General features: G+C 67.8%; 16 protein-coding genes and 1 pseudogene. 9 read left to right on the top strand and 8 right to left on the bottom strand.

Features of this window, described 5'->3' with window-relative positions; all coding sequences use genetic code 11:
- Window positions 1-41: 41 nt before the first annotated feature.
- The 4 genes from ABJK40_RS21380 to ABJK40_RS21365 form a co-directional block, all read right to left on the bottom strand.
- Entirely contained in the window at window positions 42-2,411 is a 2,370-nt protein-coding gene (locus ABJK40_RS21380; protein ID WP_348482042.1) for a hypothetical protein, read from the bottom strand.
- A gap of 75 nt (window positions 2,412-2,486) precedes the next feature.
- A complete protein-coding gene (locus ABJK40_RS21375) occupies window positions 2,487-3,260 on the bottom strand; it encodes an enoyl-CoA hydratase/isomerase family protein (RefSeq protein WP_348510394.1) in 774 nt (257 codons plus the stop codon).
- 116 nt (window positions 3,261-3,376) lie between these two features.
- On the bottom strand, window positions 3,377-3,871 hold the full coding sequence (gene tpx, locus ABJK40_RS21370) for a thiol peroxidase (protein ID WP_348482038.1): 495 nt from the start codon (window positions 3,869-3,871) through the stop codon (window positions 3,377-3,379).
- A gap of 95 nt (window positions 3,872-3,966) precedes the next feature.
- The gene (locus ABJK40_RS21365) at window positions 3,967-4,641 is read right to left on the bottom strand and encodes a hypothetical protein (protein ID WP_348482036.1); all 675 of its coding nucleotides are present in this window, start codon (window positions 4,639-4,641) and stop codon (window positions 3,967-3,969) included.
- A gap of 42 nt (window positions 4,642-4,683) precedes the next feature.
- On the opposite strand from ABJK40_RS21365, the gene ABJK40_RS21360 reads away from it, so the two are divergent.
- The 6 genes from ABJK40_RS21360 to ABJK40_RS21335 all read left to right on the top strand — a co-directional run bounded on the left by ABJK40_RS21360 (window position 4,684) and on the right by ABJK40_RS21335 (window position 11,208).
- Window positions 4,684-6,318, top strand: a complete 1,635-nt coding sequence (locus ABJK40_RS21360; protein ID WP_348482035.1) for a long-chain fatty acid--CoA ligase — start codon at window positions 4,684-4,686, stop codon at window positions 6,316-6,318.
- Window positions 6,315-6,815: a plastocyanin/azurin family copper-binding protein gene (locus ABJK40_RS21355; RefSeq protein ID WP_348482033.1), complete on the top strand. Its 501-nt coding sequence runs from the start codon at window positions 6,315-6,317 to the stop codon at window positions 6,813-6,815. The genes ABJK40_RS21360 and ABJK40_RS21355 overlap by 4 nt, the downstream gene beginning before the upstream one ends.
- A gap of 146 nt (window positions 6,816-6,961) precedes the next feature.
- On the top strand, window positions 6,962-7,843 hold the full coding sequence (locus ABJK40_RS21350; protein WP_348482031.1) for a cytochrome b/b6 domain-containing protein: 882 nt from the start codon (window positions 6,962-6,964) through the stop codon (window positions 7,841-7,843).
- Entirely contained in the window at window positions 7,840-8,640 is an 801-nt protein-coding gene (locus tag ABJK40_RS21345; RefSeq protein ID WP_348482029.1) for a molybdopterin-dependent oxidoreductase, read from the top strand. The genes ABJK40_RS21350 and ABJK40_RS21345 overlap by 4 nt, the downstream gene beginning before the upstream one ends.
- Window positions 8,641-8,762: 122 nt before the next feature.
- Window positions 8,763-10,292: a right-handed parallel beta-helix repeat-containing protein gene (locus tag ABJK40_RS21340; RefSeq protein ID WP_348482027.1), complete on the top strand. Its 1,530-nt coding sequence runs from the start codon at window positions 8,763-8,765 to the stop codon at window positions 10,290-10,292.
- A gap of 55 nt (window positions 10,293-10,347) precedes the next feature.
- On the top strand, window positions 10,348-11,208 hold the full coding sequence (locus tag ABJK40_RS21335) for a DUF1996 domain-containing protein (RefSeq protein WP_348482025.1): 861 nt from the start codon (window positions 10,348-10,350) through the stop codon (window positions 11,206-11,208).
- A gap of 46 nt (window positions 11,209-11,254) precedes the next feature.
- On the opposite strand, the gene ABJK40_RS21330 is transcribed toward ABJK40_RS21335, so the two are convergent.
- The 4 genes and pseudogenes from ABJK40_RS21330 to ABJK40_RS21315 all read right to left on the bottom strand — a co-directional run bounded on the left by ABJK40_RS21330 (window position 11,255) and on the right by ABJK40_RS21315 (window position 15,834).
- Window positions 11,255-13,174, bottom strand: coding sequence for an SGNH/GDSL hydrolase family protein (locus tag ABJK40_RS21330; RefSeq protein ID WP_348482023.1), 1,920 nt, complete (start codon window positions 13,172-13,174; stop codon window positions 11,255-11,257).
- Between the two features lie 73 nt (window positions 13,175-13,247).
- Window positions 13,248-13,991, bottom strand: a pseudogene (locus tag ABJK40_RS21325) (amino acid ABC transporter ATP-binding protein); the annotation flags it as partial.
- Window positions 13,988-14,896 (bottom strand): amino acid ABC transporter permease, encoded by a 909-nt coding sequence (locus ABJK40_RS21320; protein WP_348482021.1) that lies wholly within the window; start codon window positions 14,894-14,896, stop codon window positions 13,988-13,990. The gene ABJK40_RS21320 and the pseudogene ABJK40_RS21325, both read right to left, overlap by 4 nt.
- Window positions 14,893-15,834: an ABC transporter substrate-binding protein gene (locus ABJK40_RS21315; protein ID WP_348482020.1), complete on the bottom strand. Its 942-nt coding sequence runs from the start codon at window positions 15,832-15,834 to the stop codon at window positions 14,893-14,895. Before ABJK40_RS21315 ends, ABJK40_RS21320 begins: the two co-directional genes overlap by 4 nt.
- Before the next feature lie 84 nt (window positions 15,835-15,918).
- Here ABJK40_RS21315 and ABJK40_RS21310 point away from each other — a divergent pair, with 84 nt between their 5' ends.
- The 3 genes from ABJK40_RS21310 (at window position 15,919) to ABJK40_RS21300 (ending at window position 19,229) form a co-directional block, all read left to right on the top strand.
- Window positions 15,919-17,322, top strand: coding sequence for an NAD-dependent malic enzyme (locus tag ABJK40_RS21310; protein ID WP_348482018.1), 1,404 nt, complete (start codon window positions 15,919-15,921; stop codon window positions 17,320-17,322).
- 143 nt (window positions 17,323-17,465) lie between these two features.
- Window positions 17,466-18,578 carry a lysylphosphatidylglycerol synthase transmembrane domain-containing protein gene (locus ABJK40_RS21305; protein ID WP_348482016.1) on the top strand — a complete coding sequence of 371 codons (1,113 nt, stop codon included), beginning with the start codon at window positions 17,466-17,468 and terminating at the stop codon, window positions 18,576-18,578.
- 30 nt (window positions 18,579-18,608) lie between these two features.
- Window positions 18,609-19,229: a MarR family transcriptional regulator gene (locus ABJK40_RS21300; RefSeq protein ID WP_348482014.1), complete on the top strand. Its 621-nt coding sequence runs from the start codon at window positions 18,609-18,611 to the stop codon at window positions 19,227-19,229.
- Window positions 19,230-19,233 lie beyond the last annotated feature (4 nt).

The raw sequence follows: 19,233 nt of genomic DNA, 5'->3' as shown, positions 1-19,233 counted from the left end.
GTCCGCTGGTTTCCGACGCCGGCAGGGACGCCCGATCCGGGCTACGAGTCGCCGGCGAAGCTGGGGTCGACGGTCGTGATTGCCCGTACCTCACCGAGACCTTCGAGCGTCAGGACCCGCTGTCCGGATCGTTCGACGACCTGGACCCCACCGTCGCTCAGGTAGACCGCCGCCGAGGTGTCGTCGTTCCACAGGATCGGCTGTCCGATCGTCGGCGCCGGAACATCGAATGCGACAGCGCTGTCGAAGTCGGCGAGGAGCCACTCGGAGTCTCCGTTCGAGGATCGTCGAACGAATGCGGCACCGCCGTCGGGAGAGATGGTTCCACTCAGACGGGGCGATCGGCCGGGTTCGCGTACCGATTCGGCGTCGTCGATGGCATCAGCGAGTCCCGGAGGCCACGGGCCATCCAGGAAGGACGCGCCGCTCGCCCGGTCGGTGAGGACCACCGAGCACTGCAGTGCATCGTCGCAGTTGCGTACGATTGCGTGATTCGGTCCGAGTGCCAGGAGGTCGCCGTCGGTGAGCCGGGTCGTCCCGACATCATCCACGACGAACACATCGCCGCTGACACGGGCCACCAGACGACCTGTCCCGTCCTCGCCGAGCAGTTCGCTGTTGTCGAGGGTGATGTCGCCGGACGCCGTCGTGTCGACGTTGTCGCCGATCGCCACGACCTCGTGGTCGACGCCTCCAACTTGCGAATCGTGAGGGCTCCACACGGTGCCGACCGAGCCGGCCGGAAACCGCGGGAACCCCGGTGAGGTCGCCCCGTCGGGAAGTTCGAGGGGACGCGTCTCTCCGAACGTCGTGATGAACCCGTCGTTCCCGCCGGCCGGGACCACCAGGATCTCGTTGCCGTCGGTCACCAGGTCGGGAGCGTTGTTCCCGCCGATGAAGGGGACCGACCACGTGGAACTGGTTCCGGTGTCGAGGTCGACGAATGCCATGGCGCCCAATCGGCCAAGAACCGCGACGTCGAATCCGATCGGCGTCGACGGCGCCTCGGAAAAATTGAGCGTGCGCGTCGTGACGATCGCTTCGAGCGGACCGAGTTCGGCGTCGGGCATGCGTACGCCGAGTCCGCTGATCCGTCCGAACTCCTCGCCGAACTCCACCGAGTTGCCCGAGATGCGATCGGTGAAGTTCAATCCGGTGCCGTTCGTGTTGACTGCGAAGACGCCCGAGCTGTCTGCCGCCCACAGTGTGTTTCGGTCCCCTCCGAGGTAATAGTCGGCCTCGGCGATGACCGTTCCGCCGACGAGGTCGACCATGCGACGCTCCTGCCCGTCGTAGCCGTAGGCGACCAGTGCGGTCCCATCGGGGGCGAGGTCGAAGCCGTAGCTGTTGCCGAGTTGCTCCGTGGTCGCCGGGCTGGGGTGCCGCTCTCCCGTGGCCCGGTCGAGCACCACGTAGCCGCAGTCGAGCGACTCGTCGCATTCGCGCAGGAGCACGAATCCGTCGTTCGAGGCCAGGGCCCGCCCGGTCGAAAGCCGCTCGACCTCATCGTCGGAACCGATCACGTAGACGCCGCCGGCGTCGTTGACGATCGTGCCGCCGACCCCCGAACGCAGCCCTCCGTAGAAGTCGAACGTGTCGAAGCTCGAGGTGTCGGTTTCGAATTGAGCCACCTCACCATCGATGTCGACGATGTACTGCACGTTCTCGATTCCCGTGAACGTGTCGATCAGGAACTGGGTCGATCCGGACTCGTCGGTCACCCAGTCGCGGACGTACCCGCCACCGGTGCCGCCGTTGGAGACGTCGACGGTCAGAGCAGATCCGATCCGGGGAAGGATGTTGAGGTCGGACCCTGCGAACCACGCCGATGCGTCGGGTGCGACGACGACACCCGACTCGACCGTGCTGCTCACCTGGACACGTCGGATCGTTGCCGACGGGAGTGACAGTGTGAGGATCTCGCTGTTGGACACCACGACGATCTCGGTCGGCTCGGCGATCGCTGCGACGGCATCCGGGAGGTCGATCGCCGTGGCGTCGGCGTCCTGGATGTCCGGCGCCGTGGCCAAGAAGTCGTCGGGTTCGGTGGGCAGCAGTGACGTCGGAATCGCTGTTGCATCGATGGACGGGAGCGTGCCGAGAGTCGTGACGGGATCGGGTTTCGCAGGGGCTGCCTCGTCGGACTCGCCCGATCGTGGCCAGAATGCCACCGCACCCAGGATCACAGCGGTGACACAGCCGACGCCGATCCACACACGCCCTCCTCGTCGTGGCCGGGACTCGTCGCCCGGCTCGACGTGTGGCGGTTGCGGCTGATCCCATGCGAACACCGGGGTCGGCCCGACGGGGATCCCGTCGCTCGCCCAGGGTGACGCCGCGCTGTGGGCATCGACCTCGCACCCGCCATCGGTGTCGACGTCGGAGTCGGAGTCGTCTGGTCCCGCGGCCACGTCAGCATCGAATCACAGTGGGAGGTGGTGCGGGCACCGGGGGATCATCGGCGCCGTCGCGTGAACGCCCGCTCATCAGCCTCGCGGTGCGGCGATCGCGAGGCCTTCCAGTGCGAGACCCATCTCGAGTTCGTCCAGGATCTGCTTCTTCAGGCGATGCGTCAGGACGTGGCGCGTGAACCGCAGGAGGTGCTTGTCCCGAGCGGCGAGCATCGCAGCCAGTTCGCGGGCACGTGGCAGGAGTTCGTCGGGTGGAAGCACCTCGCCGACGACACCCATGTCGAGTGCCTCGTTGGCTCCGATCACCTGTCCGGTGAGCAGGAAGTAGCGGCCGCGGTTGGGTCCGAGGAGGAGGGGCCAGATCACCTGCATGCTGTCGCCGGGGACGAGGCCGGCCGGGAAGTGCGGTCCGTCCTCGAACGAGGCGGTCTCGCTGGCGAGCACGATGTCGGCCAGCACGGCGATCTCGGAGTGGGCCCGCGCCGGGCCGTTGACCGCAGCGATCACCGGGACGTCGATGTCGAGGTAGTTGTTGATCAGCCGCTTGCCCTCCCACAGGATGCGGCCCCCCGCGCCGGCGGGCCCGCCGGCCGCCGCCATCTCGGAGGCCCCCGTGAAGTCGATGAACCGGTCACCGCTCCCGGTGACGATCACGCACCGGTTGTCTCGGTCGGCCGCCACCGCAGCGAAGAGTTCGGCCAGTTCCTGGTGTGGTCGGGCACCCCACATCAGCGAGTCGCCCGTGGAGTGCAGGGTGATCTCGAGCACCCCGGCGTCGTCACGAGCGAGCTCGGCGTGATTCCATCCCGTGCGGTAGTCGTCGAGAACGGTGCTGGCGTGTGCAGGCATCCGTCGAGTCTGGCGTACCCGGGTGGTACCGAGTCCAGTCGGTGCCGGGACGCGAAAGCGGTGAGTCTTCCTCGGCCGCGGGCCGAGGAAGACTCACCGCATCGGAGAGGTTCGGGTCAGAGGGCGCCGAGAGCGGCGTCGTAGTCGGGTTCGTTGGCGATCTCGGAGACCAGCTCCGTGTGCTTCACGATGCCGTCGGCGCCGACGACCACCACCGCACGAGCGAGCACGCCGGCGAGTGGACCGTCGGTGAGGTTCACGCCGAAGTCGTCGCCGAACGACGAACGGAACGTCGACGCGGTCGACACGTTCTCGATGCCCTCGGCGCCGCAGAACCGACCCTGGGCGAACGGGAGGTCGGCCGACACGCAGACGACCGCGGTGTTCTCGAGGCCCGCAGCACGCTCGTTGAAGGTCCGCACGCTCGTGGCGCACGTGGGTGTGTCGACCGACGGGAAGATGTTCAGCACGAGGTTCTTGCCCTCGAAGCTGGACATCGACACGTCACCGAGGTCGGACCCCGTGAGTGTGAACGACGGAGCAGCGGAACCGACCTCAGGGAGGTCGCCGGACGTGTGGACGGGGTTGCCCCCCAGAGTGACTTCAGCCATGGACGACGACTGTACTCCCCAGCGACGGGCGGCGACCCCACGAGGTGCGCCGAACCCGGGCCGACCGACGTGCCGGACCCCGGGCCGGCGGTGGGTCAACGGCGGCGGAAGTTCTTCAGGTTGACGAGGACGACGAGGGCGATCGACCCGGCGAAGAAGTACCACTGGTACCGGGTCGTGAAGTCGAGGAAGCTGTCCAGCTGATCCTCGAAGAAGCGGGCGAGCCACCACATCATCAACAGGCGTCCGGCGATTCCGATCGTCAGCAGCGTGAGCAGCTTGGCCCAGGGAGTCCGGCGTACACCGGTGAGCACCCCCACGATGTTCGACCCGGCGAAGATCGGGATCAGCAGCCACTCGGCCTTCTCGAATCCTCGATCGAAGGTCTTCTCCGCCTCGTCGTTGAAGCCCATGTACTTCTTGAACCAACCGATGGCTTCGCCGGCGTAGGCGCGTCCGATCAGGTGACAGACGACGAAGGCCAGACCGATCCGGACGAAGCCGATGACCGCGTAGGCGGGAATGGACACGTCGGATCCGAGTGCGAACGCCAGGTAGCGGTTGCGCGACGACAGCAGCAGCAGCAGTTCCGGGCGCGGGTTGTCCACGTTGGTCAACCGGACCCAGGTGGCGTTCGCGATGTTGGTGCAGATCACGAGGCCGACGAATGCGGCGAGCGTGAGTGGTGCCCAACGAGGCTTCACGTGATCGGGCGGTTCGGACTCCAGCACCGGCGAGCCGGTCGGAGGGGGCAGCAGGTCATCGCTCACGAACCGACGACGGTACTGTGCCGTGCGCTACGTTCGTCGCTCATGCAGGGCCTGATGCAAGACGTTCCACTGACGATCACCCATCTCTTCGAACGCGCCGAGCAGTACTTCGGTCGCAAGGAGATCATCACGTCGACGGGGTCGGGCGTGGAGCGGACCACGTACGCCGAGTGGGCCGTACGCACCCGCAGACTCGGGGGCGTCCTCGATGCGCTGGGGATCTCGGCGACCGGTCGCGTCGCCACGTTCGCGTGGAACACCGCACGGCACCTCGAACTGTATTTCGCAGCGCCGTGTTCGGGTCGCGTCCTGCACACCCTGAACATCCGCCTGTTCCCGGAACAGCTCACCTACATCGTCAACCACGCCGATGACGAGGTGATCTTCGCCGACAAGTCGCTGCTCGGGTTGCTCGCACCGCTGATGCCCACGTTCGAGCGACTGCAGCACCTCGTGATCATGGACGACGGCAAGGGTGAGATCCCCGATGGCCTCGATGCGGGTGGCGTGCAGATCCACGACTACGAGGAGCTGCTGGCCGCCGCAGATCCGGTGCAGTGGCCGACGATCACCGACGAACACCAGGCCGCCAGCATGTGCTACACGAGCGGTACGACGGGTAACCCGAAGGGTGTCGTCTACAGTCACCGCTCCACGTACCTCCACACGATGGGGGCGATGATGGTCGACAGCCTCGGTGCGCGCGAGTCCGACGTGATCCTCCCCGTGGTCCCCATGTTCCACGCCAACGCCTGGGGCCTCGCGCATGCTGCGGTGGCGACCGGTGCATCGCTCGTGATGCCGGGGCCCGACCTGTCCGGCCCGGCGGTCGCGAAGTTGATCGTGGAGGAGAAGGTCACGGTCGCCGCAGGCGTGCCGACCATCTGGATGGCCGTGCTGCCGGAACTGGAGGGCAAGGACACGTCGTCGCTGCGGTCCATCCCGTGTGGCGGCTCCGCCGTGCCGAAGTCGTTGTCGGAGGGCTATCGCAAGCAACTCGGCCTTCCGATCCTCCAGGCGTGGGGGATGACCGAGACGAGCCCGATCGCCTCGGTCTGCCACCTCGACGCCGACCAGGAACTGCTCGGCGACGACGAGAAGGCCGACCTGCGGACCCAGGTCGGCCGGATCAGTTTCGGTGTCGATGCCCGAGTCGTCGACCCCGAGACGATGGAGCCGATCGCGTGGGACGGCGAGTCGAGCGGTGAGCTGCAGTGTCGCGGCAACTGGATCGCAGCGGACTACTACGACGATCCGCGCAGCAGGGAGAGCTTCACCGACGACGGCTGGCTCAAGACGGGTGACGTCGCGGCGGTCGACAGCCGCGGTCGGATCCGCCTCGTCGACCGCACGAAGGATCTCATCAAGTCCGGCGGCGAGTGGATCAGCTCCGTCGAACTGGAGAACGAGATCATGGGGCACCCGCAGGTGGCCGAGGCGGCCGTGATCGGGGTCCCCCACCCGAAGTGGGGCGAGGCGGCACTGGCCTGCGTCGTGCGCGTCCCGGGCGAAGAGCCGAGCGAGGCGTCGATCATCGAGTTCCTCTCGGACAAGGTCGCCAAGTGGCAGCTCCCCAAGGGCGTGATCTGGATCGACGAGGTCCCCAAGACCAGTGTCGGCAAGTTCTCGAAGAAGACGCTGCGCGACGCACACCACGACCACCTCATGGACCAGTGAGGCGAGTCGCTCTCCTGGGCGCGGCGCTCGCTCTCGTCGGTGCGTCGTGTGCGCCCGACCCGCTCGACACCTACGCCGCTCCCGACGCCGATGCTCCACCGGCGACCCGAGCACCGCTTCCGACCACCACCGCGGCGAGCGAACCCGTCGGCCAGACGTCCGCAGCGCCGGACGACACGGTTCCTGCGCCCGACCGGACGTTCGAGCCCAACGGGGACACCGCCGAGGTGCGCTCGCTCGACAACAGCTTCGTCCAGCAGGACCTCACGATCGAGGCGGGGACCGAGGTCGAGTGGGTCAATGGAGGCCGCAACGATCACGACATCATCCCGGTCGACCCGACGCTCACCTGGGGAATCGACCGCGACACGTTCGTCCCGGGCGCGGAGTACGCACACGTCTTCGTCACGCCGGGGGTCTTCCCGTACTACTGCTCGATCCACGGCACCTCCGACGCCGGGATGATCGGCGCGATCATCGTCACCGAACCCACCTGAACAGCACCCGGCGAGTCGGTCCGACAGTTCAGAACCAGGAGGATCGACCGGCCGGTGTCGAAACGGCGGCGGGCGAAGTTCGAAACGGTTGACAAACCATCGGCCGGTTCCCGCACGGATCTGGCACGGCGTGGGACACTCCTCGCATGAGCGAAACGATCGACGACGCCGAGGTCGGGAGCGACCACGGGTCCGACGAGTCCGCGACCGTCGAGTACGTCGCACAGAAGAAGCACTCGTTGGCGTTGCGCTGGATGCACTGGATCAACTTCCCGGTGCTGATGGTGATGATGTACTCGGGGATGCGGATCTACTGGTCCGACCTCCGCGAGCCGTACGCACTGGGAATCGGCGGCTGGCAGATCTTCGAGTTCTGGCCCGACCAGGTCCAGAGCGGCCTGCAGTTGGAACGCAAGCTCGCGAAGGGCATCGCCTTCCACCTCAACTTCGGTTGGTTCTTCGTCCTCAACGGCCTGGCGTACATGTTCTTCCTCAGCCGCAAGGGGCAGTGGCGACACATCGTCCCCGACGTCCAGGCCATCAAGGACGCACGCCGGACCGTCGCGCACGATCTGCACCTCACCAGGAACAAGCCGGTCCAGGGCAAGTACAACCCGGCGCAGCAGGTGACCTACAGCATCGTCATCGTCATGGCGGCGCTGCTCGTGCTCAGCGGGTTCGCGATCTACAAGCCCGGACAGTTGTCGTGGCTCGAAGCGGCGTTCGGTGGCTACGACTACGCACGCTTCGTCCACTTCTCGGTGACGATCCTGCTGATGCTGTTCTTCCTGCTCCACATCCTGCAGGTGATGCGAGCAGGGTGGTCGAACTTCGCCTCGATGGTCACCGGCTACCGACTCGATCGATCGGACAGCGCCGAGGTGGCTCCGGCGTCGGCGTTCGGATCGCTCGACCTCGACCCGGAGAACCGGACCGACACCGACACCGACAGCGACACCGACGTCGGCGCCGAGGGATCCGATGACGCCGTGACCGGTCCGACCGTCGGCGAAGGGAGCGCATCGTGATCGGAGACGCCACCAACCGTGAGGAGGCCGAGCGCGAACGCCGGCTCCGGGAGTTGACCGACGACGGCGAGATCATCTCGGCGGTCGAGTACAAGCGTCGATCCCGTCGCTCGTTCCTCTCCTTCGGCGCCCTCGGCGTCGCCGGCTACGTGGGATTCAACACATTGCAGAACCAGGAGGAGAACGAACGCATTCCGCGCCTGCTCCGCTGGGGTCTGGAGCGCAACGACGACGTCTGGTCCGCCCTGGAGCGCGACGGTGCCTCGGCTCGTACGTTCGACATCTCGGACCGTGAGGAGATCCGGGTGAACGGGCTCTTCGGCCTGGAGACGGAACTGCCCACCGACTATGCGATCTCGATGCGGGTGGAGGGCGAGGAGTACACGACCGTGGCACCCGACGCCGTCCGCGCCCTCGAGGTTCGAGACATCGTGTGGGAGCACAAGTGCGTGGAAGGGTGGGCGAACATCGTCCACTGGACCGGAGCGAGGTTCGCCGACTTCCTCGAGCAGTACGGTCCCGCCGGCGACGACTGGGACTACATCTCCATGCGGACCCCCGACGAGGAGTACTACGTCGGCATCGACCGGTACACCGCCCTGCACGATCAGACGCTGCTCGCCTGGGCGTTGAACGGCAACGACCTCACCGTCGAGCACGGGGCGCCGCTGCGCCTCGCGACCCCGTTCAAGTACGGGATCAAGCAGCTCAAGCGGGTCGGCATCGTCGAGTTCACCAACACCCGTCCGACCGATTATTGGTACGAGCGGGGCTACGACTGGCACGCCGGGTTCTGAGCCGCGCGCCGCACGGCGGCGCTGCGACGACGTCGCGTGGCGCCGCCGTCGCAGGTGTGCGCCGCTCGGGCTGACTACTGTTCGTCTCGACATCGGCGGTGGGCGCCGGCGAAGGGGGAATCATGAGGATCAGTCCGAAACTGGCGGCGTTCGTCGCCGTGGGTGCGCTCGCGATCGCGGCGTGTGGGGGTGGCAGCGACTCGGGTCGCGCCGAGGTGCCGGTCGAGTCCGGTCAGATCCCCACGTCCACCGAGGGCACTGCATCCGAACCGACGACCGCCGAGACCGATCCACCGGCGACCGAGCCCGAGGCGACGACCCCACCCGACACCGAGCCGGTTCCCGTCGAGATCGGTGCGGTGACCGACGGCGACGCCGACGGGATCCTCAACGTCCCCGACGAGTACCCGTCGATCCAGGCCGGCGTCGACGCGGCGATGCCGGGTGACCTCGTGCTGATCGCGCCGGGCGTCTACAACGAGGCCGTCGACGTCGTGACCGACGAGATCGTCGTGCGTGGCCTCGAACGCGAGGGGGTCGTGCTCGACGGCGAGTTCGAACTCGACAACGGGATCCGCGTCCTGGGTGCACAGGGCGTCGCCGTGGAGAACCTGACGACGCAGAACTACACGGACAACGGCGTGTTCTTCACCAACGCCGACGGCTACCGAGCGTCGTACGTCACGACCTACCGCATCGGTGACTACGGCATCTACGCGTTCGATTCGGTCAACGGCCAGATCGAGAACTCCTACGGTGCCGGCAGCCCCGACGCCGGCTTCTACATCGGGCAGTGCTCGCCGTGCAACGCCGTGATGGACAACGTGTTGTCCGAGCACAACGGTCTCGGCTACTCGGGCACCAACGCCGGCGGCAACCTGATGATCGTCAACTCCACGTTCCGCAACAACCGGGCGGGGATCGTGCCCAACTCCGGTTCCTACGAGCTGTGCTACCCGCAGCGCGAGAACATGATCGTCGGCAACAGCATCTACTCCAACAATCAACCCGACACACCGGCGATCGACGTGGCACTGCTCGCGATGGGCAACGGCGTGGTCGTGGCGGGCGGCATCGGCAACACGATCGAACGGAACCTGATCTACGACCACGACAAGACCGGCATCGCCCTGGTGCCGTTCCTCGAGGAGGGCGCCAACGACGATCTGCCCACGGAGGAGGAGTGGGAGCTGGACTGCGCCGAGCAGCGCCTGGAGCCGCTCGCCGACGAGATCCCCGAGCAACTGCTGTGGGAGTCGTACGACAACGTCGTGCGGGACAACGACATCACCGACAGCCGCGTCGCCGACCTCGGCGTCGAAGGCGTGTCGGAGCTCACCGGCGAACTGCGCAACTGCTGGTCGGGCAACGCCGGAGCGTCGAGTGCCCCCGCCGACCTCGAGACCATCGCCGGGTGCGAGTCCGAGGCCGTTCCCGCCGACGATGCTGCGTGGACGACCTCGCCGTTGAACGTGCTGCAGTGGCTCGTCGACGCCGAGACCGCACCGCCGTCGGTCGACTACGAGATCGCCGAACTGCCGCCGATCCCCGACCTCGACGACATGCCCGACGCCGCCACGGCGCCGGCCGAGCCCGCCACGGACATGCCCCGAGCGGTCGACCTCGCCGCCATCACCACCCCTGCCCGCTGACTCGGTTCGACGCGCAGCAGCACCGGACGCAGCGGCGCGGGCGTAGGGTGCGGTGATGCGGGGAAGGGTCGTCTGCGCGGTCGCGGTCGTGGCGACGGTGGCGCTCGGGGCGTGCGGTGGGACGAGCGCGAGCTCGTCGGACTCCGAGGGTGAGCCGGACCCCGGCAGGGTCGGACCGCAGGGACGCTTGGCGCAGTTCATCGTGCACTGCGAGGTGAGCCACATCGCGTTCGACGATCCGATCGTTCTGCCGTGGCAACCCGGCAAGAGCCACCAGCATCAGTTCTTCGGCAACGCGACGGCCGACTCCGATCCCGGTTACGAGCGAGCGGTCGGCGCCGACACGAGCTGCGACCAGCGTCTCGACACGGCGTCGTACTGGTCGCCCACGTTGCTCGATGCAACCGGCCGTCGTATCGACTCGACCGGGCTCACCGCGTACTACCGGCCCGGCGATGGCATCGATCCGGCCGACGTCGTGGCCTACCCGCCGGGGTTCATGGTGATCGCCGGGGATCAGGCGGCCGACGAACCTCAGGGACAGGACGTGATCGCGTGGGGGTGTGGCTCGGGGGCGAGGCGTGAGGACCGTCCGCCCACGTGCCCCGACGACGCCGGCCTGCGGTTGTGGATCACGTTCCCCGACTGCTGGGACGAGAGTCGGCTCACGTCCTTCGGTTCGGGTGCGCACGTCCGCTACAGCGACGACGGCTGCCCGGCGTCGCATCCCGTCGCACTTCCGCAGTTGCAGATGGCGATCGACTTCCCCGCGGTCGACCCGGAGGGACTGACGCTCAGTTCGGGGTCGATCGACTCCGCCCACGCCGACTTCTGGAACACCTGGGACCAGGACAAGCTCGAACGCGAGGTCGCTCTCTGTCTCAACCGCGACCTGGTGTGCGGCATCTCCGGCTGACGGTCACCGCGCTGCAGACCGACCGCTCGGCCCGTCGAGCGGTCGCTCAGATGCCGTAGAGACGAGCGATGTCGATCGGCGGCTGGAAGCCGGGGTCGGGGCACACCCCGACGTTCGCAGCACCCGGGAACTGCGGCATCGGGCAGCGCTGCCCGGCCACGTGGGCGATCGCTCGGGAGATGAAGTCCGCCGCGCCGTGCCCCCCGTATCTGTCGAGATGGATGCCGTCTGCGTAGTGCCAGAACGGCGCCTGGCGGGCAACGGCACTCCACTCGACGGCGGTGAGGTCACCGGTGACGTTCGCGGCGTCGCGCAGGAACGTGTTGTGCGCTGCGTAGATCTGCTTGCCGGCGATGCTCGCGCCCTTGTCGAAGGCGAACTCGCGCGAGTAGGTGAGCCAGATGACGTGGCGGATCCCCTTCGCCCGGGCGGCGTCGAGGATCTGCGGGATGCCGCGTGCGACGTCGGTCGGTCCGTCGTTGTAGCCGGTCATGATCACGGCCATGTCGAACGCCCCGAACGGGATCGTCGCCAGCTCCTGGAGCACATTGGGCGGTGGAACGGGACCCTCGCGACCGCTGCACGACGCCCGGACGAGTCGACGACACGAGCGCGCTCGGAGATCGATGTCGGCACCGCGCAGCTGCGCCCACGCCTGGTTCCGGTCGATGCCGGCGAGCGTCGAGTCGCCGATCGCGACGACCCGCTGGCGGTCGACCACGTTGACCGGGGCCGACGGCGCGGTGATCGGAGCCGGGGTACCGGTGAAGTAGCCGAGCAGATCGAAGGTCACCTCGGCGCCGGCGTCGGCGTAGACGGCGACACCGCGCGACGAGGCACCCACGACGCCGAACTGTGCCGTGAGGTCGCCGCCCTCGCCGTAACCCGACGAGGTCGGCCCTCTCGGGGTTCCGGCGGCGTGGGTGGTGATGTACCCGCTGCTGCCCGGAGCGATCATCGTGACCGAGTAGGTCGCCGCGGCGATCCCCACACCCAGTTGCGGCAGTGCCACGTCGATCGTCCCGGCGCGGTGGATCGGATCGGGTCGTGTGCGGGTGTCGTACAGACGCGCCGGGTTGACGGCGACGAACAGCCCGGCGTCCGAGTCGGCGGCGGAGTCGCCGGTGAACCACCCGGTGACGTCGACGACGACGTGGGTGCCGGTGCTGACGTACACCTCGAATCCGTCGGGTGTGACGGGGACGATCGTGGCGGCGGCACGGAATTGACCCGGTGCGTCGACGTTGAGGATGGACGTGTCGGGCGTTCCGCTGCCCGCAGGCGAGGCCGACACGTAGCCGACGCCCTCGTTGCGGACGCTGGTGACGTTGACGGCCAACGCCGTCGCGTCGGCGGGAACGGAGCGCGGGAGGGGGATCGAGAGGACCGAGCCTGCCGTCGGCATCGTTGCCGAGCGTGTGTCGAGGAGGCGCTGAGCGGTCGGTTCGGCCCGGAACCGGCCGGACGTCGAGGAGTCGGTGGGGACGAACGCGCCGACCACGTCGAGGACGACGGCGCCGTCGTCGAACGCACCGTTGCGATGGACGGCGATGCGTCGGTCGGCGCCGATCGCCACGGTGGCCGTGTTGGCTCGGGTCTGGAACGCACGCCAGTTCAATGTCGCCGCCGTCGGCAGCGGACGACCCGAGGGATACGTCACCAGGTATCCGCGTTCCCTCGGGGCGACGATGGTCGTGGTGACCACCAGGGACGAGGCATCGTCGGGGATGCCGCAGGCGTCGGTGTCGATCGTCGCGGTGGAGTCGTCGACCCGGACGAACCCGATGCCGCGACGGGTGTCGCCCAGACGACACGGATCGACGGGGACGTACGCCGAGGTTCCCGTCGCCGCGGCGAATGCGATCGGCGACGAATCATCCGGCGCCGTCGGGTCGTGGCCTCCGATCGTGAGGATCGAGGTGGTCAACGCCGCCGCCACGAGGAGTCGTCCAACCACCGTGAGCATGTGACGACGGTAGTGCGTCGTCGCCGGGTCGCGCGGAACCCGGTGGCGCGGAGGGCGGTGGCGGCGGACCCGAGATCCGACCAGCGTCGGTGACCCGCTGGAGGAACTCCTGGGTGCGGATCTCCCGAGGGTCACCGAACAGCGCGTCGGGGGAACCCTGTTCGAGGATCTGACCGTGGTGGAGGAAGCACACCCGGTCGCTGATCTCGCGGGCGAAGTTCATCTCGTGCGTGGCGAACAGCATCGTCATGCCGTCGGCCTTGAGGTCGCGCACGACGTCGAGTACCTCGCCGACGAGCTCGGGGTCGAGTGCGGACGTGATCTCGTCGAGCAGCATCACCTCGGGCTTCATCGCGAGGGAACGGGCGATCGCGACGCGCTGCTGCTGGCCACCCGACATCTGGTCGGGATAGGCGTCGATGCGTGACTCGAGACCGAGACGGACGAGAAGGGAGCGCGCCGCCTCCCGAGCCTCGTGCTTCGGCACCCCGAGCACCTTGCGCGGGCCGATGGCGACGTTGTCGACGACACTCATGTGCGGGAACAGGTTGAAGCTCTGGAAGATCATGCCGATGCGTCGGCGGATCGGATCGGGGTCGAGGCCGGGTTCGGCGATGTCGAATCCGTCGAGCAGGATGACACCGTCGTCGATCGGTTCCAGCAGGTTGGCACAGCGCAGCAACGTGGACTTGCCCGAACCCGAGGCGCCGATGAGCGTGATGACCTCGCCGGGAGCCACGTCGAGATCGATACCCCGCAGCACGGCGGTGGCGCCGAACGACTTCGTGATCCCGCGCAGCGAGAGTTTGCTCGTCATACGATCGCCGTGGCGCCGGTACGGCGGCGTTCACGCTTCAACAGGTAGTCGGCGAGGCGGGTGAACGGGATCGTCAACGCCAGGAAGATGATCGCAGCGCCGACATAGGGCGTGAAGTTCGCGGCGAGCGACTTCTGGATCTCGGCCCGCCGGAGTACTTCGACCGGCCCGATCAGGCTGACCAGTGCGACGTCCTTCTGGAGGCTGACCAGGCTGTTCATCAGCGGGGGGACGACTCGTCTCATCGCCTGGGGGAGCACGATCGACGACATGGTCTGGTTCGACGACATGCCGAGCGACCGTGCGGCAGCGCGCTGGCTCTCGTGGACGCTCTCGATGCCGGCGCGGAACACCTCCGACGTGTAGGCCGAGTAGGAGAGCACGAGTGCGACGGTGCCCCAGATCAACGGGTTGCTCCACTCCCGTGACGGGATCAGGCCCGGCACACCGAACCCGATCAGGTAGATGGTGAGGATCACAGGGACGCCGCGGAAGACGTCGGTGAACACCACGGAGAGAGCTCGCAGCGGGAACAGGGCGGGGCTGCGCGAATTCCGGGCGATCGCGACCAGCAGGGAGAGCACGAAGATCAGCGGCAGGGACCACGCGAAGATCTGCACGTCGAGCCAGAACGCCCGGAGCAGGTCGGGGAAGGACTCGCGCAGGACATCGGCGTCGAAGAACGACCGCCTCACCTGCGCCCAACGCGGCGCCCGCGGCACGAGCACGACCAACGCCACCAGCGTGATGATCGTGCTCGCGGCAGCGATCGCGAAACCCCGTTGCCGGCGGCCACGTTCGTAGACCTCGCGACGCGTCAACGCCCCATCGGCCGGCGGCGCCGGAACGGAGTCCTCGATGCCGGGCGAGCCCGGGTCGACCGACATCGAGGAGGAGTCCGTCACTCGGCCGGGATGATCGGGGCGACGTCGCCGACCTCGAGCCACTGGTCGGTGATCTCGTCCAGTTCGCCCGAATCGGTCAGGGCGGTGATCGCCGCATCGACGCAGGGCTTGAGCGGGCTGTCGTTCTCGAGCACGAAACCGAGTTCGTCGCCCTGACCACCGGCGTCGCGGCTGAACTGGCCGATGACGCTGGATCCCTCGATCTCGACCGCCGACACGAACAGTGCGGTCGGCAGGTCGAACACCGCAGCGTCGAGCTGGTTCGCCTCGAGTGCGGCCTTGACGGCGGAGTTGTCGTCGTACACGAGCGGTTCGGAGTCGGGCTGGATCACGTCGGTGATGAACGCGAGGCTCGTGGTGCCGGACTGGGCGCCGAGTTGCAGGCCCTTCAGATCGGCGATCGACGCGCCGACGGCAGCGGAGCCGTCCAGTGCGACGAGCGCCTGGTTGCCCGAGTAGTAGGGGAGCGAGAAGTCGACGGTCTCGTCGCGCTCCGGCGTGATCGAGAACTGCTGCAGGTTCATGTCGAAGTTCTTCGGACCGGGCTGGATCGCTTCGTCGAAGCCGGCGCGGACCCAGGTGACGGCGTCGCCCTCGTACCCCATCTCGCGAGCCACGGCCATGGCGACGGCCGCCTCGAATCCCTCACCGGACTCGGGTGCGTCGCCGATGACCCACGGCTCGAACGCCGGCTCGCCGGTGGCCAGGGTCAGGACGCCGTCTTCGAGTGTGTTCGAGCACGATGCGTCGGCGCCGGTGGGATCACCGGCCGCCGGGTCGTCCGTGCCCGGTGCGGTGGAGGTGGGGTCGTCGGTGGCCGGCTCGGTGGTGTCGGCGGGCTCGTCGGACGAGGCGTCGTCGTCGCTGCTCCCGCAGGCGGTGAGGACGAGCGCGCCGACGGCGAGTGCCGGCACGATGCGGCGGGTGGTGGTACGCATTCAGGTCTCCTTGACAGGGTGTTCACGAATCACCCAATGTAGTGGTCGTGGCCGATCGGCCGCTCCCCAGTAGCGTCTCGGCGCATGTCGAATCCCCCCGCAACGCAGTACTCGATCTCGCTCGACGTCACCCTGGACAACGTGCCGGGCGTGCTCGGACGACTGTGCACGGCGATCGGCGACGCCGGCGGCAACATCTTCGCGATCGAAGGGTTCGTCGCCAAAGGGCGCGAGCTCGAACGGGACATCGTGGTGAACTGCTCCAGCGTCGAGCACCAGAACGAGGTCGTCGTCGCGGTGCACGCGGTCGAGGGGGTCACCCTCGAGGAGTGGCACGACCGCACGTTCCGGATGCACGAAGGCGGCAAGGTGGAGGTGCTCCCGCTGTGCCCGGTCGGCGACATGGACGACCTGTCGATGGCCTACACGCCCGGTGTCGCCCGCGTCTGCAGGGCGATCGCCGCCGACGAGCGCCTCGCCGACGAGTACACGATCCGCAAGAACACCGTCGCGATCGTCTCCGACGGCACTGCGGTGCTCGGTCTGGGCGACATCGGGCCGAAGGGTGCGATGCCGGTGATGGAGGGCAAGGCGCTGTTGTTCAAGGCGTTCGCCGGAGTCGACGCCTTCCCGATCTGCCTCGACGTGAACTCGCCCGAAGAGATCATCGAGACCGTGATCCGTCTCGCACCGACCTTCGGCGGAATCAACCTGGAGGACATCGCCGCTCCCGGCGCATTCCAGGTGGAGGAGGCCCTGAAGAAGGCACTCGACATCCCCGTGTTCCACGATGACCAGCACGGCACCGCCGTCGTGACGCTCGCTGCGCTGGAGAACGCGTTGAGGGTGACGGGGAAGAGGATGGAGGACCTGTCGATCGTGATCTCCGGCGTCGGCGCCGCGGGTGTGGCGATCGGAAAGATCCTGCTCGGAGCGGGTGCAGGCAAGATCGTCGGCGTGGACAGCAGGGGAGCCGTGTACAACGGGCGTGACGGCCTCAACGCCTGGAAGCAGTGGTTCGCCGAGAACACGAACCCCGACGGGTTGCAGGGTTCGCTGTCCGACGTGATGCACGGGGCCGACGTGTTCATCGGGGTGAGCGCACCCGACATCCTCACCGTCGACGACATCCGCAACATGGCCGCCGAGCCGATCGTGTTCGCCATGGCGAACCCCGACCCCGAGATCCGCCCCGAGTTGGTCGGCGACCTGGTCGCCGTGATGGGAACGGGCCGCAGCGACTACCCGAATCAGATCAACAACGTGCTCGCGTTCCCGGGGATCTTCCGCGGTGCGCTGGACGCGCGTGCATCGGACATCACCGAGGGGATGAAGCTCGCCGCCGCCAAGGCGATCGCCGATTCGGTGACCGACGAGAAGCTGAGCGCCACCAACATCATGCCGTCGGTGTTCGACCGCAGCGTGTCGATGGCGGTCGCCGCCGCCGTGGCGGAAGCCGCCGTCGCCGACGGCGTCAGCCGAACCTGACGTCCGGCGGCGATCCTGCCGGAGTCCGGGTCTCCGTCGTCCGGGATCCGTGCGGCCGGTGGACGAGCACCGACACGTGAAGAATCGCTGAAACCCCGAGCTGCGCGTCGCAGCGCTCGTCGTTCCCACCTACCTTGCAGCTCGTGTCGGAGGCAGCGACGGAGCGCATCGTGAAGGATCGCTCGAAGCTGCGCGTCGCTGCCGGGTCGGGACTCCTGCTGATCCTCGCCGTGGCGGTCTGGTTCCAACGTGACATCGTCACGGGCGCCCTGCGCGAATCGAGAGCACTGCCGGCGACGGCGATCGTGCTGCTCGTGCTGCTCGCCCTCTACGAGCGCTGGTCACGAGCCGACATCGTCCGTCGACTGCTCGGTGACCCGATCGGCATCGGCACCGCCGTGACGGTCCACGACGTGGGCACCGCGGTGAGCAAGGGCGTGCCGATGGGCGGGGCGCTGGGAACGGCGATGCGATGGACGATCGTGCGCGACTCGGGCGTGTCGGCCGCGCGCTTCACCACGATGCTGTTCGCCTACGGGATCGCAACGACCTTCGTCTCGTGGCTGTTGCCGTTCGCTGCGCTGCTCGTCGACCTCACCCGACGCTCGGCCGACGCGACCGACATCCTGATCCTCACCGCCATCGCACTGGTGGTGATCGCATCGGCAGTGTTCTGGGTGCTCACGCTGCGCTCGGATCGCCTGGAGGCCTGGACCGGCGCCCGCCTGCGTGCGATCTGGCTCCGCCTGGCCCCGCGTGTGCCGTCGCTCGGCGCACACGACCCGGCCGTCGGACTCGCCGAGGTCCGCACCGAGTTGCACGCCATCGTGCGCAACCCCGCCGTGCTGCTGCTGCGGACCGCCGCCGCGCAGGCGTGCGGTTCGCTGATCCTGCTCGTCGCCCTGCGCGGCGTCGGGGTCGGTGACGAACTCGGGTTGACGGAGTTCTTCCGGGTGTTCTTCCTCACGCACCTGCTCGGCACGTTCGCCCCGACCCCCGGAGGGGTGGGCGTGGTGGAGGCGGGCATGACGGGCGCACTGGTGGCAGCGGGGGTCGGCACCGAGCAGGCGCTGGCCAGTGTGATCGTCTACCGGTTCCTCACCTACGTGCTCCCGATCGCCTCCGGCGCGGCACTGTGGGCGTGGTGGAGAGTCGCCCGCAAAGGTGACGAATCGGCCCGACTCGCATCGGGCCCGGATCCCTGCGACGACGGGTCCCGCGGACCGGCCGACGTCGATGCGTCGCGAGTCGTCTGACATCGCGACGATACGTCACACTGTCCACTCATGGGCCATCCGTCGACACCGCAGTTCCAGACCTTCCATGCGTTGCGGATCAAGGGTTTCGCAGCCGTCGACACGATCACGGAGATCACCACGCTCCCCGCGGCCGACGTCGAACTCAACCTGTCGCGACTGGCCGACAACGGATACGCACAGTTCCGCGAGAACCGCGGACTCTGGCAGCTGACGGCCGACGGCCGATCGGCACACGGCGAACACCTCGCCGCCGACCTGGAGGGCGTGGACGTCGCCGCCGTCCTCGGCGATCCCTACGAGGCGTTCCTCGCGAGCAATTCGCAGTTCAAGGAGCTCTGCGGCGACTGGCAACTGCGCGACGGCGAACCGAACGACCACAGCGACGTCGACTACGACGCGGACGTGGTGGGCCGACTCGTCACGCTCCACGAGCAGGCCCTGCCCGTGGTGGCGGCGATGGGGGAGGGCCTGTCCCGGATGGCACCGTACGCCGGTCGTCTCGTCGACGTACTGGCCAAGGTCGGTGCGGGGGAGACCAAGATGTTCACCGGAGTAATGTGCGGGAGCTACCACGACGTGTGGATGGAGCTGCACGAGGACCTGATCCTCACGCAGGGAATCGACCGGTCGGCCGAGGGCAGCTTCTGAACGG

It is taken from the genome of Ilumatobacter sp. (genome assembly GCF_039969435.1).
In the GTDB taxonomy this organism is placed as follows: Bacteria; Actinomycetota; Acidimicrobiia; order Acidimicrobiales; family Ilumatobacteraceae; genus Ilumatobacter_A.
The sequence above is the reverse complement of the archived record's forward strand: the minus strand, read 5'-3'. Positions and strand labels throughout refer to the sequence as shown.

What these genes read in the sequence shown, in the direction of transcription:
- ABJK40_RS21375 (WP_348510394.1), bottom strand. Translation starts at nt 3,260, where the DNA reads ATGCCTGCACACGCCAGCACCGTTCTCGACGACTACCGCACGGGATGG.
- tpx (WP_348482038.1), bottom strand. Translation starts at nt 3,871, where the DNA reads ATGGCTGAAGTCACTCTGGGGGGCAACCCCGTCCACACGTCCGGCGAC.
- ABJK40_RS21360 (WP_348482035.1), top strand. Translation starts at nt 4,684, where the DNA reads ATGCAGGGCCTGATGCAAGACGTTCCACTGACGATCACCCATCTCTTC.
- ABJK40_RS21350 (WP_348482031.1), top strand. Translation starts at nt 6,962, where the DNA reads ATGAGCGAAACGATCGACGACGCCGAGGTCGGGAGCGACCACGGGTCC.
- ABJK40_RS21340 (WP_348482027.1), top strand. Translation starts at nt 8,763, where the DNA reads ATGAGGATCAGTCCGAAACTGGCGGCGTTCGTCGCCGTGGGTGCGCTC.
- ABJK40_RS21335 (WP_348482025.1), top strand. Translation starts at nt 10,348, where the DNA reads ATGCGGGGAAGGGTCGTCTGCGCGGTCGCGGTCGTGGCGACGGTGGCG.
- ABJK40_RS21330 (WP_348482023.1), bottom strand. Translation starts at nt 13,174, where the DNA reads ATGCTCACGGTGGTTGGACGACTCCTCGTGGCGGCGGCGTTGACCACC.
- ABJK40_RS21315 (WP_348482020.1), bottom strand. Translation starts at nt 15,834, where the DNA reads ATGCGTACCACCACCCGCCGCATCGTGCCGGCACTCGCCGTCGGCGCG.
- ABJK40_RS21310 (WP_348482018.1), top strand. Translation starts at nt 15,919, where the DNA reads ATGTCGAATCCCCCCGCAACGCAGTACTCGATCTCGCTCGACGTCACC.
- ABJK40_RS21300 (WP_348482014.1), top strand. Translation starts at nt 18,609, where the DNA reads ATGGGCCATCCGTCGACACCGCAGTTCCAGACCTTCCATGCGTTGCGG.